Source organism: Paraburkholderia sp. BL17N1, assembly GCF_003634175.1.
Taxonomy (GTDB): Bacteria; Pseudomonadota; Gammaproteobacteria; order Burkholderiales; family Burkholderiaceae; genus Paraburkholderia.
In genome coordinates this window covers 3,284,068-3,298,943 of sequence record NZ_RBIW01000001.1, presented here as the reverse complement: position 1 = coordinate 3,298,943, position 14,876 = coordinate 3,284,068, and the positions used below count along the sequence as shown (strand labels likewise).

At 62.5% G+C, this 14,876-nt stretch carries 5 protein-coding genes; 4 read left to right on the top strand and 1 reads right to left on the bottom strand.

All coding sequences use genetic code 11. From position 1 onward, the window contains the following. Positions 1-12 precede the first annotated feature (12 nt). Entirely contained in the window at positions 13-702 is a 690-nt protein-coding gene (locus tag B0G82_RS14905) for a TetR family transcriptional regulator (protein WP_199730093.1), read from the bottom strand. 145 nt (positions 703-847) lie between these two features. Here B0G82_RS14905 and B0G82_RS14900 point away from each other — a divergent pair, with 145 nt between their 5' ends. The 4 genes from B0G82_RS14900 (at position 848) to B0G82_RS14885 (ending at position 14,855) form a co-directional block, all read left to right on the top strand. Further along, positions 848-2,338, top strand: a complete 1,491-nt coding sequence (locus tag B0G82_RS14900) for an NAD(P)/FAD-dependent oxidoreductase (protein WP_121308705.1) — start codon at positions 848-850, stop codon at positions 2,336-2,338. 112 nt (positions 2,339-2,450) lie between these two features. Next, the gene (locus B0G82_RS14895) at positions 2,451-3,440 is read left to right on the top strand and encodes an alpha/beta hydrolase (protein ID WP_121307804.1); all 990 of its coding nucleotides are present in this window, start codon (positions 2,451-2,453) and stop codon (positions 3,438-3,440) included. 440 nt (positions 3,441-3,880) lie between these two features. Further along, entirely contained in the window at positions 3,881-5,287 is a 1,407-nt protein-coding gene (locus tag B0G82_RS14890; protein WP_121307803.1) for a methyl-accepting chemotaxis protein, read from the top strand. Between the two features lie 325 nt (positions 5,288-5,612). Next, a complete protein-coding gene (locus B0G82_RS14885) occupies positions 5,613-14,855 on the top strand; it encodes a hemagglutinin repeat-containing protein (protein ID WP_121307802.1) in 9,243 nt (3,080 codons plus the stop codon). Positions 14,856-14,876: the final 21 nt, after the last annotated feature.

The window sequence follows — 14,876 nt, the reverse complement described above, 5'->3', positions numbered from 1 at the left end:
GTTTCCGAGGCTTCACGTCCGCATCGTCACCCGTTCACTGGCCGATGCATGCTGCGCCAGCACCACCGAACCCGCGAACAGTCGGATGATGAAGCGCTCCGCATAGGCGATCAGCGCATCGCGGCGCGCGTCGTCTGCGTCGATATATTCGGCTGAGAGATGAAAGAGCTGCAGCACGATCTGCGTGCAGATTTCGTCGATGGTCTCGCGAGAAAGTGTCGGCATCAATTCCAGCTGAACCACGTCGTCGGCCATTTCCGCCGATACCTCGTGCAGGTTCGCGCGCACGGCTTCGCGCAATGCCGGCGACGTACCATGATATTCGGCAAGCGCGCTCAGAAACGCCGCGCGGTTGTCCAGCGCGAATGCAAAGAACGCGACGCAGGCGCGGCGCGGCACGCTATGCGGTTCGTCGTGCGCGGCAAGCCAGCGCTCACGCCGCAGCATCGGCCGCAACCGGCGGCTCACCGATTCGAGAGCTTCGCGCGCCAGCTCGTCGAGCGTGTCGAAATGACGATAGAAGGTGTTGGGATTGAGTCCGGCCTCGCGCGCCAGTTCGCGCAAACCCAGGCTCGTGAAACTGCGGCCGCCCGCCGTCAGTCGCAACGCGGCTTCGATCAGTTTGCGCTTGCCGGCCGGCAATTCCTGCCCGACGGTTGCGCCGTGTTCGGCGACGGGCGCCGCTTCGGCTACGAATGTCATGTGTTTTCAATCGATGCGCGCCATGCGCGTTTAATAGCAGTACTCTAAACGATCTTGACGCCAGGTGCACAGTTGTCTACCCTGCGCGTTATGCCGCAGCATGCATCTGTAGACGCCTGAAATTCGCCCCATGCCGGAGACCGCCGTGACGCCTGCCTCATCCGCCCCGCCCGCCGCGCCGCGCATCGTCATCGTCGGGGGCGGCTTTGCCGGTATCGGCATGGCGATTCGTCTGCAGCGAATGGGCATCACGTCGTTCACGATCTACGAGGCGGCCGGCGATATAGGCGGCACCTGGCGCGACAACACCTATCCCGGCGCGGCCTGTGACGTGCCCTCGCATCTCTATTCGTTTTCGTTCGAACCGAATCCAGCGTGGTCGCGCGCGTTCGGCGGCCAGGCGGAAATCTTCGCCTATCTGAAACGCTGCGCGCGCAAATACGATGTGGAGCGTTACGTGCGTTGCAATGCGCGCGTGGCCGCGGCGCGGTTCGACGAAGCGCGCCAGGTCTGGCATGTCGACATCGACGTGAACGGCGCGCGCGAAACCATCGAGGCCGATGTGGTGATCGCCGCAAGCGGTCCACTATCGCGGCCGGCCATGCCGCAAATCGCGGGGCTCGAACGCTTCGAAGGCAAGCTGTTTCATTCGGCGCGCTGGGACCATGCGTATCCGCTCGAAGGCAAGCGCGTCGCGGTGATCGGCACGGGCGCGAGTGCGGCGCAGTTCGTGCCGAAAATCCAGCCACGTGTCGCGCATCTCGATCTATTCCAGCGCACCGCGCCGTGGGTCATGCCCAAGCCCGACAAACCGGTCGACGCGCGCGCCCGCTGGCTGTTCGAGCATCTGCCGTTCACGCAGCGCTTCTTGCGCAGCGCGATCTACTGGCAGCTCGAATCGCGCGCCATCGCGTTCGTCGTCAATCCTGAGCTGCTGAAGGTGCCGATGAAATTCGGCCTGAGCTACCTGGAACGACGCGTCAAGGATCCGGAGCTGCGCGCCAAGCTGACACCGAACTACCGGTTCGGCTGCAAGCGCGTGGTGCTCTCGAGCGACTACTATCCCGCGCTCAGTCAGCCGAACGTCGATGTGGTGACGAGCGGCATCCGCGAGATCGTCGCCGACGGGATCGTGACGGAAGACGGCGTGCATCGCCCCGCCGACGCCATCATTTGCGGTACGGGTTTCCAGGTCAACGACGTCGGCGCGCCGTTCGAAGTGACCGGTCTCGACGGCGCGGATCTCAGCGCTCAGTGGCTGCGGGACGGCCCGGAAGCCTACCTCGGCGTGAGCGTCGCGAACTTTCCGAACTTCTTCATGATCGTCGGGCCGAATACGGGCCTTGGCCACAACTCGCTGCTCTACATGATCGAGTCGCAAGTGCAATACATCGCCGATTGCCTGCGCGTACTGCGTCGCCGCAAGGCACGCACGATGAATCTGCGGCCCGACGTGCAGCGCGATTTCAACACGCGTTTGCAGAAAGACATGCAGCACTCGGTATGGGCGAGCGGATGTCGTAGCTACTACCAGACCCGCAGCGGCAAAGTGACCGCGTTGTGGCCGGGCTTCAGCTTCAGCTTTCGCAAACGCACTCGCCGCGCGCGACCGCACGACTATCGTTTCGCGCCCTGACGCCGTGACGCAGTGAGCGGCGGCTGACAACCCGGGAGAACACGACACCGCCCATGCGATCCAATTCGAAGCCACGCGAACCAGAAATCGAACTACAAGGGAGATAACAAACATGGCAAGCATCGACTCCGGCACGCCCGCCTCGACATCCCCGTTACCGCCGCGCTCGCTCGCCGCGCGCCTCGGCATCACCAGCGTGCCGCGCGACGAATTGCGCCGGCGCTATACGCAAAGCGGTTCCAGTTTCGTGAAGATCATGGGTGCCGACGTGCATTACGTCGACGAAGGCAGTGGCGACATCATCGTGATGATCCATGGCTTCGCGTCTTCGCTGCATACCTGGAATCGCGTCACCGACGAACTCAAGCGCGAGCATCGCGTGATCCGCCTCGACCTGCCGCCCTTCGGCGTGACGGGACCGCTGCGCTCCAACAGCGGAGCGATCGAAACGATGAATCTGCCGACCTACCGGCGTTTCATCGACACATTCATGCAGGCGCTCGGCATCTCGCGCGCGACCTTCATGGGCAATTCGCTCGGCGGCCTGATTGCGTGGGACTATGCGGTGCGGCATCGCGAAGCGGTTGAACGGCTCGTGCTGATCGACTCGGCGGGCTTTCCGATGAAACTGCCGATTTACATCGGCCTGTTCAACAGCGCGCTGGTGCGGGTCAGTTCGCCGTGGTGGCTGCCTGAGGTCATCGTCAAAAGCGCCGTGCGCAACGTGTATGGCGATCCGCGCAAGATCGATGCGGTGACGCTACGGCGCTACGTCGAGTTCTTTCACGGCGAAGGCACGCGCGCCGCGATCGGCAAAATGGTGCCCACGCTCGACTTCAAGGAAGTCGACACCGACGTGCTGAAGACACTCCACGTGCCGACGCTCGTGCTATGGGGTGCGAAGGATCGCTGGATTCCGACTGCGCACGCCGCCGAATTCGCCAGCCGCATTCCGGGCGCGAAGTCGATCATGTATCCGGGGCTCGGCCATATTCCGATGGAAGAAGCGCCCGAGCGTGTGATGACCGATCTGCGCGCTTTTCTCGACACGCGTGGCGCACGCGTTCCGGTTGACGAAGGCACACGTCGCGCACCGGCCTGACCCGACTGCTTCGTCCCCGCAAGTCAATCAATCGATGTTTCGCGCGGGCTCGCGCGTGCATATGGCGCGACGAATCTTGCGCGCCCTTCCCTCGCCTCGCGCGACGCGTTCAGCCGCCGCCCAGCAGACGCAACAGTCCCCAGAGAAACTTGCAGAGCATGACGATCAGCTCCCACAGATGATAGAGCTGTTGCCAGCCCGAAACGCGCGCGAAAGAGTTGATCATGAGTTACCGGTAATAAACGGAAAGGTCTACGGATAAGCGTGTGGATCGCAGTTGGACCGCACATCATAGCGACTGCGGGATACCCCGGATCAAGTCGCATGAAAGACTGCCGTAAACGCGTCGAGGAGGCGCTGAAAACGCGTTGGGTGATTGCGTCGATTGAATGCGCCGGGGCGCGGCGGCGGAGAACATATTGCATGGGAAGGAGACCACCATGACGCGTTTCAGCTTTCGCCGTTCGGCCCGTTCGCACACGGTGGTCGGCGATATTGCCGCGCAAGCCGGCAAACTGGGCATTGAAATCTGCGACGTATCGGGCCACGTCGAGGAAGTCGCCGCGCGCGTGCAACACCAGGCGCAAGTATGCCGCGCGCTGCGCGAATCGGCCGCGCAGACGCTCGCGGGCAATCATCGCATTGCCGCTGCCGCGCGAAAAATGAGCGACGTATCCGCCGAAGCCGCGACCGGCGTGCAGGCATCGCAGCAAACGCTCGAAGCGTCGCTGGCCGACATTCATGGACTCGTGGAAGGCGTGACCGTCATCGAAAGCCAGATCGGCGCGTTGCGCAGCGCGCTGGCGCATGTGAGCCGAGTCTCCGAGGAGATATCGCTGATCGCGCGTCAGACTCATCTGCTGGCGCTCAATGCCGCGATCGAAGCCGCGCGCGCCGGCGACTCCGGCAAGAGTTTCGCGGTGGTCGCGGCCGAAGTGAAGAACCTCTCGGCGAAGACCGCGCAGGCCACCGGGCAGATCGAGACCACCTTGGCGCAGCTCACGCAACAGACCGAGCAGCTGATCAGCGAGGGATCCGTCAACACCGCGCGGGCGCACCGCGTGCGCGAAGGCACGCGCAAGATCGGCGACGTCGTGCATGCAACGGGCGATGCGATCGCGCATCTGAATGACGAGGCCGGGCAGATCGCCGTGTTGACCGGCGAGATCGAATCGCAGTGCGACGGACTCGAGGCGCAGGTGCTGGAAATGGCGAGCGGCGTCGAGGATTCGAGCGAGAATTTCGTGCAGGCGAAGGACCGGCTGGGAAATTTGCTTGGCGTGTCTGAAACCCTGATCGAACTGACCGCCGCGACGGGTGTGGAAACGGCGGATACGCGTTTTATCGATGCCGTGCAGCGGGCGGCGGCCGCCGTGAGCAAGGCATTCGAAACGGCGGTGGCGCGTGGTGAAGTGTCGATTGAGGATCTGTTTGACCGGCATTATGTGCCGGTGCTTGGGAGTAATCCGCCGCAGTTTTTGACGCGGTTTACTGCGTTGACCGATCGTGTTTTGCCGGCTATTCAGGAGCCTTTGCTCGATCTCGATCCGCGTGTCGCGTTTTGTGCCGCGGTCGATTCGCGGGGGTATTTGCCGACGCACAATCTGAAGTTTTCTATGCCGCAGCGTGATGGTGATGTGGTCTGGAATACCGCGAATTGCCGGAATCGGCGGATGTTCGACGATCGGACTGGGATTGCCGCGGCTTCACATACCAAGCGGTTTTTGTTGCAGACGTATCGGCGGGATATGGGGGGTGGGGAGTTTGTGCTGATGAAGGATGCGTCGGCGCCGGTTTTTGTCGGTGGGCGGCATTGGGGTGGGGTTCGGGTTGGCTATCGGGTTTGAGGGTTTGAGGGTTTTTGGTTTTTGGTTTTTGATTTTTGATTTTTGGCGTCGACCACGGTCGGGAATTTTCGCCCCCATTCGCCCTGTTCGAAGCTACCCTGTCTGATGTAGGTGCCGCTCTTGCTCGAGCAGCGCACAACGAGTCGCGGACGATATCGTGCGGGCTTTTTTTCGCTACTTCATATCCACTCAACGATCGATAGGACGAGTCTGATTTACTTCGAAGCGTTGTATCTGGCTCAAGTGAGGTAAAAACTCAGACCCTGATCGTTTCATCTGGCGCTAGTTTACCCGGCGATACAAATTAGCATAACGAACGGGCCAGATGAACAGGAACAACTACCGGCTGGTATTCAGCCGGCTGAGAAACATGCTTGTCGCCGTCGAGGAGACCGCCACGACGACAGCAAAAGAAAACGGGCAGACCAAGGCTTTCAGCCACGGCAATCCTGCGGGTCATACAGCGCTATTCACTTTGCGGCAGATTGCGTTTGCCGCCCTCGCGCTACTCGGTGCGCTGCCGTCGTGGTCGGCCGCGCAGATCGTGCCGGGCGGCGCGCACGCCCCTTCCGTCATCCAGGCGCCGAACGGCGTGGGTCAGGTGAATATCAACCGTCCGTCTGGTGCGGGCGTGTCGGTCAACACCTACAACCAGTTCGACGTACAGCAGCGCGGCGCCATCCTGAACAACTCGCCGACGATGGTGCAGTCGCAACTCGGCGGCATGATTAACGGTAATCCGAATTTCGCGCCGGGACAGGCCGCGAAGGTCATCGTCAACCAGGTCAATAGCGCGAGCGCGTCACAGTTCAACGGCGCGCTCGAAGTCGCGGGCCAACGCGCAAACGTGATTCTGGCAAGTCCGTCGGGGATTTCCGTCAACGGTGGGACATTCATCAACACGAGCCGCGCGACGCTAACAACCGGCACGCCGAATTACGCCGCGGACGGCTCCGTGTCAGGCTTCAATGTCACGGGCGGCAACATCGCGATCAGCGGCGCGGGCCTGAATGCGTCGAACGTCGATCAGGTGGACTTGCCGTCCCGAGCCGTGCAGGCCAATGCCGCGGTCTACGCGAAGACAAACCTGAACGTCGTAACCGGCGCAAACAGCGTCGATTACAACACGCTCAATGCAACACCCATTGCAGGCAACGGCCCCGCGCCTGGCGTTTCGATTGACGTCAGCAATCTCGGCGGCATGTACGCGAACCGCATCCAGCTGGTCGGGACAGAATTGGGCGTAGGAGTTTCGCTCAAGGGCATCGCGGCTGCGCAATCGGGCGACCTCGTGCTGACATCGGCGGGCAGGCTGGTGCTTGCAGGCCAGACGAACGCAAGCGGCAATATCATTGCGAACGCACCGGACATCGACAACACAGGCACGACCTACGCGCAGCAGAACGTCAGCCTGACCACGTCTGGCGCGCTGACGAACAGCGGCGTGGTTGCCGCGCAGCAGAACACGACCGCAAGCGCGGGTTCGGTGAGTTCGACCGGCACGCTCGCGGCGGGCGTGAACGGCGACGGCTCGCTGGCGCAGTCAGGCGACCTTAATGTGAACGCGTCTGGCGCAGTCATGGCGACGGGCCGAAATGTGGCGGGCGGCAATGCGCGCATAAGCGGCGCGTCGGCCAATCTCGCGGGCGCAACGAATTCCGCGAACGGTGCGCTTGCGCTGGCGGCAAACAGCGGCGACCTGAACCTGTCGGGCGCGACGACGACCGCAGGCGGCACACTCGACACGCGCGCAAGCGGTACGCTCACGAACGATAACGGCGCGATGTCGTCAGGCGGCGCGCAGACCATCACGGCGGGCGCACTCTCGAACCGAAGTGGCCAGATCGTTGCGGGTAGCACACTGACCGAAAACGTCTCTGGCGCGACGAACAACCAGGGCGGCACGATGCAGGCCGCGGGCGCGCTCGCCTCGTCGAGCGGAACGCTCAACAATTCTGGCGGCACCATCGCGTCGCTGAATGCAGACGGCGTTTCCATTTCGACGACCGGCCTGCTCAATAACGGCGCGGGCGGCAGTATCGGCGGCAATGGCGCGGTCACATTGCAAGGTGCGCAGATTGCGAACGCGGGTTCGATAACGGCGGTGCAGTCGCTGATTGCGCGCGCCGTGCAGGCCCTGTTCAACAGCGGCACGCTTGCGACCAATGCGGACATGACGCTGTCGGCCGGTACGACGCTCACGAACGCCGGTCAGTTCGGCGCGACGCGTGTGCTCGCGCTATCAGCCGCGACGTTCGACAACAGCAGCGGCACTGCGAGCGCCAGCCAGTTCACGCTGCACGCCGCGAACCTGCTGAACCGCGGCGGCACCATCACGCAGACGGGAACCGGCGCGACGACGCTCGACGTGACCGGCACGCTCGACAACTCGGCAGGCGGCAAACTCCAGACCAACAGCACGGACCTCACGATTGCGCCGGCCACACTCGATAACGACGGTGGCACGATCACGCACGCCGGGACCGGCAAGCTGTCGATCAATGCGGGTAACGGCGCGGGCGCAATCTCGAACGTAGGCGGCAGGATTGCCACGAACGGCCAGGGCTTGATTCAGGGCGGCGCGCTCAATAACGCATCGGGTTCGATCATTGGACAGAACGGCCTGACGGCGACGTTCGGCGGCGCGCTGGACAACACGAACGGCAAGCTGCTTTCGAACACGGATAAAAGCATTGCGAGCGGCACGCTCAATAACAACGGCGGCCCGATTGGCGCGGGCACAAAGGAAACAATCAGCACGGGAACGCTGACGAATAGCGGTGGCTCGATTGTCGCGCCTGACCTCACGCTGACGACTGGAGCGACGCTCGACAACAGCGGCGGCGACATCGAGGCAAACCAGCTCGCACTGAAAGCGACGGACCTGCTGAACCGCGGCGGCACGATCACGCAGTATGGCACGTCGTCAATGGGCTTTACCATCGGCGGCACGTTCGATAATTCGAACGGCGGCACATTCCAGACCAGCAGCACCGATCTGACGCTTGCCCCCGGCGCGCTGGTCAACGATGGCGGGTCAATCATCGACGCCGGTACGGGCACGCTGACGATTGCTCCCGGCAATGGCGCGGGCAACTTCTCGAACGTCGGCGGCAAGATCATCGCAGCGGGACAGATAGCAGCACGCGCCGCAAGCCTGAACAACGCCAACGGCGTGCTCGCGGCGCATGGCAATATCGCAGCGAATATCGCCGGCGACCTGAACAATACGCAAGGCTCCGTTCGTTCGCTCTCGTCGCTGTCACTCGCGAGCGGCGGCGCGCTGACGAACACAAACGGACAGATCCAGTCCGGCACAGGCGCGGCCGGCGACGTGAGCACGCTCGGCATTCAGGCCTCGTCGGTCAACAACACGAACGGCCTCGTCGGCAATCTCGGCTCGGGCGACATGACCGTGCAAGGCGGCAGCCAGACCGTCAACAGCGGCGGCGTGATAACAGGCAACGGCAATGTTGCCGTCAATACTTCGTCACTCGTGAATACGCAGAACGGCCAGCGCGGTGGCCAGATCAGCGGTGCGGGCGTCACCGTGCAAGGCGACACCGTCGACAACAGCGGCGGCCAGATCGGCACCTTCGCCGGTTCAAACGGCGACGTGTCGATTACGACGACCGGCGCGCTGACGAACGCAAACGGCCAGATCGGCGCGACACATAACCTCGCCGTGACTGCCGCGACCCTCACGGGCGGCGGCGCGTACAGCGCGGCCAACGATGTCGCGGTCAGCGTTCAGCGCGACTTCGCGCCGACACCCGATGTCCAGTTCAACGCGGGCCACGACCTGTCCTTTACCCTGCCGGGAACATTCAGCAATAACGCGCTGGTTCAGGCGGCGAATAACCTGAACATCAATGCCGGCGATGTCCAGAACAGCGGCGTGATGATGGCGGGCGGCACCCTCGCGACACACTCGAACACGCTAAAGAACACCGGAACGCTGGTCGGCGGCAGCGTCGCGCTCAACGCGACGCAATCGCTGTCGAACACGGGGCCGACCGCACTGATTGGCGCGACGGACAGTAACGGCACGCTCGAACTCCTGTCGAACGATATCGAAAACCGCGACGACACCACGGCGACCGACACCCAGGCGACAACGGCCATCTACGGTCTCGGCAAGGTGGTGCTCGCAGGCGGAAAAAATGCGGACGGCAGTTACACGAACGCGGGCCTGATCCGCAACCAGTCGGCGCTGATCGAATCGGCGGGCGACATGGAACTGCATGCGGCTCAGGTCACGAACACGCGCACGACGATGACGACAACCGGCCTCAACCAGCCGGTCGATCCGGCGCTGCTGGAGCAACTGGGCATCAGCCTGTCCGGATGTACGGCAGTAACGATGGCCGCGTGCTCGGGGCAGAATGTCGGCTGGTCCAACGCAACTCCGGACATGATCGGCGGTGTCAATACGGATCCGCCGCACGGCGGCCAGTGGAACAGCGGCTACCAGTACACGACCTATACCGGTGCAGCGGTCGCGAACCTGATTGCAGGCATCAGCCCGCAAGGGCAGATCATCGCCGGGGGCAATCTCGATGCCTCGTCGGTCGGTCTGTTGCAGAACTACTGGAGCGCGGTCGCAGCGGTCGGCAGCATCGCAGCGACCGTCTCGCTCGACCAGAATAGCTGGCAGGGCCAGGCGGCACCGGGTGTGCAGGTCACGTATTCAGGCTACTACCACTATACGAACTACGACCACAGCATTGCGGACTGGACATTGCCGTTTGGCAATGCGCCGTTCACGGGCTCCACCCCGGGCGGCTACACGCAGGCAGCACCCGCCGATATCCGCAACTACGCACTACCATCCCATGAGTCGAGCTTCGTCGCGGGCGGCACGCTCTCGGGCAACGGCATCAGCATCGACAACACGGCGGGCAACGCCGGCATTCCTTCGCTCGGTCTCGCACCGGGTCAGGCCATGTCGGGCGTGAACATCAACGGTATCAGCGGCAACGCGAGCGGCGGGAAGTCTGGCGCGGCGTCGGTCAATGGCGGCAGCAGCACGGTCGACCCGGCGATTGCGAGCGCCACAGCGCAGAACGTGCTGCAAAACCTCTCAGTTCCCCAAGGCGGACTGTTCCACCCCACGACCGCACCGGGCGCAACGTACCTGATCGAAACAAACCCGGCATTCACCAACCAGAAGACGTTTCTTTCGAGCGACTACTACCTGCAACAGCTTGGCCTGAACCCGCAGACGACCGAGAAGCGTCTTGGCGACGGCTTCTACGAGCAGCAGATTGTACGCAACCAGATTACGTCGCTGACCGGCAAGGCGGTACTCGGTCCCTATACCGATCTTCAGGGAATGTATCAGTCGCTGCTGGAGGCGGGCGCGTCGCTGTCGAAGTCGCTCGATCTGCCGCTCGGCATGAGTCTGTCCCCGGAACAGGTGGCGGCACTGACCAGCAATGTCGTCATCATGCAGACGGAGATCGTCAACGGGCAGCAGGTACTCGTGCCAGTCGTCTATCTCGCGAAGGCAAGCCAGCAGAACATGAACGGCCCGCTGATTGCGGCAACCGACATCGACATCCGGAACGCGCAGACCTTCACGAATAGCGGCACGGTGCAGGCAGGCAATGCGCTGTCGATCCAGGGCAACCAGATCAGCAATGCATTCGGCACGCTGCAAAGCGGCGGCCTGATGTCGCTGACGACGAAGGGCAACGTCGACCTGACTTCAGCGACCGTGAACGCCGGCAGTCTCGCGCTGAACGCAGGCGGCGACCTGCTGCTGAATACGGCGGTCAAAACTGTCGACCAGGTCAGCGCGACCGGCGCGACACGCACCACGACCACGCTCGGGCCCATTGCGAACCTGAACGTCGCCGGTAACGCGGCTATCGTCACAGGCGGCAATTTCGAGCAGAACGCGGGCAATCTGAATGTCGGCGGCAATCTCGGTATGGCCGTAGGCGGCAACTACGATATCGGCTCGGTGCAGACCGGCGAACACAAGGTCGTCGAGCGCGCGAACGGCGTGTCGAATACGGACATCAACCAGACGAACGGCAGTTCGATCAAGGTCGGTGGCATGTCGGTGATTGGCGTCGGCGGCGATCTGACAGCGACCGGTGCGAACATCAATCTAGCGGGCGGTGGAACGCTCGCCGCGAACGGCAATGTGACCTTGCAGGCTGAAAAAGCCACGCCGACCACGGATAGCAACAGTTCGGGAAGCGACAGCCACGGCAGTTACTCGGAATCTCTGCACCGCTCCGACGATACGCTTACCGCAACGACGCTCAATGCGGGCAATTCGCTGACCGTGGCATCCGGCAAGGATATCAGTGTTACGGGCAGCGCGATCACGCTCGACAAGGGAACCGCGACCCTTGCAGCGGTGGGCAACGTCAATATCGGTGCGGCGACGGAAACGCACGTCGACAATTCGCAGGAGCAGCACAAGCACAGCAATGTCGTGAGCGGCAAGGAAGTGTCGAGTTCGAGTAATACCACCGCTACCCTCTCACAGGGCAGCATGGTGTCGGCTGACGCCATCTCAATCGCGAGCGGCAAGGACATCAATGTCGCCGGCAGCACGATTGTAGGTACGAACGACGTGAACCTCGCGGCGGCTGGTAACGTGAATATCACGACGTCGCAGGACACGCAGACTTCGAAGTCATCCTACAGCGAACGTAGTACGGGCTTTGACGCGGGCGGCGGCATCGGCATCTCCTACGGCACCGTAGCGCAGACCAATACCGCCAACGATGCCATCGTGACGAACAATGCAAGCACGGCCGGCTCGCTCAACGGCAGCGTGAACATCGTTGCGGGGAACGACCTTCATGTGACCGGTAGCGACCTGATTGCAGCGAAGAACGTCACAGGCACGGGCGCAAACGTCATCATCGACTCAGCGACGGATACGTACCAGCACGACGACAGGCAGGCGGTCAGCAAGAGCGGCTTTACGCTTGCCATCAAGGCACCGGTTATCGACGCAATATCGAACACGGTTGACCAGGCGCGTGCGGCGAGCCACAGTCAGGACGACCGCGCGGCGGCCCTGCATGGCATGGCGGCGGCAAGCAGCGCGATCGACGCCCTTGGCGCCGGCGGTGCCGCTGCGGGCAAGCTGGCAAGCGGTCAGCCAACCGACGCCAAGATTGAACTCAGCTATGGCAGCAGTCATAGCGAAAACACGTACTCTGAAAGCAGCACGACAAACCGCGGTTCGAATGTGACGGCGGGTGGCACGGCGGCATTCGTGGCGACGGGGAACGGCACGGCAGGTAGCGGTAACGTGACGATTGCGGGCTCGAACGTGAACGCGAACGACGTGATTCTCGCCGCAAAAAACCAGGTGAATCTCGTCAACACGACCGATACCGACTCGACGAGTAGCACGAACAGATCGAGCAGCGCGAGCGTCGGTATCTCGTATGGCACGCAAGGCTGGGGCGTGGATGCGTCGGCATCGAAAGCGAAAGGCGACGGCAACAGCGACGCCGCCATGCAGAACAACACGCATGTGAGCGCGGCGAATACCGCGACGATCATCTCGGGTGGCGATACGAACATCGCTGGTTCAAACGTGAGCGGCCGGCAGGTCAATGCCGACGTGGGCGGCAACCTGACCATCGCGAGCGTGCAGGACACGATGCACAGTGACGCGCATCAGGAGAGTACGGGCGGCGGCTTCAGCATCAGCCAGGGCGGCGGCAGCGCGAGTTTCAGTCACACAAACGCGAACGCGAGCGGCAGCTATGCGGGCGTGAACGAACAGGCTGGCATTCAGGCGGGTGATGGTGGGTTCAACGTCAACGTGAAAGGCAATACGGACCTGAAGGGAGCGACGATTGCGAGCACGGCGGACGCAGCGAACAATAACCTCTCAACCGGTACGCTCACGTTCAGCGATATCCAGAACAGTTCCAGCTACAACGCGCATTCGGGCGGTATCGGCGGCGGCGTGACATTGGGTGACGGTGGTTCGAACTACGCAACGCACGGCAGTACGTCGGGTACGAATACGGGTGGCGTCGCGCCGATGTTGAGCCAGAACGACAGCGGTAGTGATAGCGCCGCTACGCGCAGCGCGATCAGCGCCGGCACGATCAGCGTGACGGACGCGGCCCACCAGACGCAGGCCGTTGCAAGCCTGTCGCGCGATACGACGAATACGAACGGCACGGTCGCTAAACTGCCAGACGTGAATAACCTGCTCGACAGGCAGTCCGACATGATGGCGGCAGCAAGTGCCGCGGGCGAAGCGGTCTCCCGCCGTGTGGGCGACTTTGCGCAGTCGAAGTATGACGAGGCGAAGGCCAATGGCGACCAGGCCGGCATGGATGCCTGGAAGGAAGGCGGCATTGCGCGAGCGGACATGCAGGCGGCAGGCGCGGCTATCGTGACCGGTCTCGCGGGCGGCAACGCCGTGGGTGGCGCGGCTGGCGCTGCTATCGCTTCTATCGCTGCGGGCAAACTGAACGAACTTGGCGGCGCGATTGCGGGCGCGAATCCGACCGGCAGCGGCGACGTGAATACCGCACTCGGGAACATCGTCGCGAACGCAATCGCGACCGGTGCGGGCGGCGCAATCGGCGGTAACGCAGGAGCGGTTTCGGGCTACAACGTCGACCGCTTTAACCGGCAGTTGCACCCTGACGAGCGGCAATTTGCGAAGGACAATGCGAGCAAGTTCGCGCAGTTCTACAAAGACCAGACCGGACAGACCATCACTGCGGACCAGGCTCAACAGATGTTGCTCGCGAGCGGATATCGGCTGGTCGACGCGGCAGCGGGCGCGGGACCGGCGCCGGACGGCAGCAGATACGCGACAGCGTTCATTAGCCAGAACGCGGGCAATATGTTCCGCGCGACTACGGCCGAATACAACAGCCCGTTCCTCTATGGCAATGGCGATCATTCGTTGTCGCCGGAACAGAAAGCATTACCGGGCGCGGTCGCGAGTCCAAAGACCGGTCTTGCGATTGCGGCTGGTCTGGCGACGGCGGGTTTCGCTCCAGAGATTGCTGCTGGAATTGCGTCGATACCGGGCACACCTGTCTTCGGTTCCACTGGTGCGCTGGGGTCTGGCACATTGGCCTCGCCTCTTGGAATCGCAGCCATTACCGGTGGTGTAAATGCGACATCGCAGTACATACAGAACGGCACAATTAACCTCGTGGATGTTGGTTATGCCGCGTTGGCGGCAGGCGCCGGAACCTATACGAAACTCATCGGGAATGTTGCAATAAACGCTGTGACCGGGGCCCTCGATACGGTGACCAATAACGCGATTTCAGGGAAGCATGACAGCGTCGCCACTGGCGCGGCGGTGAATGCTGGCGCGTCGGCGATTGGCTACGGCATTGGTCTTGCGGTGCAGAATTCGCTTGCTGGCTTGTCGAAGGTTGCGACCAATAGCTTTAACTGGTCGGGTACGGACGTTTGGGCGGGCTCGTCAGGTCAAAATCTGTTTATTCCGAATAATCTTCCGGTTATCGGTTCCGGCACTTTTGGTGCGGCTGGCTCGGAAGCGGGAACTAAAGCGATCAACGATGCGAAAGCCCGGATTGGCAAGTGAATAACATGATTCGACTCATAC

Bases quoted from the DNA above. Each gene is read 5' to 3' on its own strand.
- B0G82_RS14905 (WP_199730093.1), bottom strand. From the start codon at position 702: ATGACATTCGTAGCCGAAGCGGCGCCCGTCGCCGAACACGGCGCAACC.
- B0G82_RS14885 (WP_121307802.1), top strand. From the start codon at position 5,613: ATGAACAGGAACAACTACCGGCTGGTATTCAGCCGGCTGAGAAACATG.
- B0G82_RS14895 (WP_121307804.1), top strand. From the start codon at position 2,451: ATGGCAAGCATCGACTCCGGCACGCCCGCCTCGACATCCCCGTTACCG.
- B0G82_RS14890 (WP_121307803.1), top strand. From the start codon at position 3,881: ATGACGCGTTTCAGCTTTCGCCGTTCGGCCCGTTCGCACACGGTGGTC.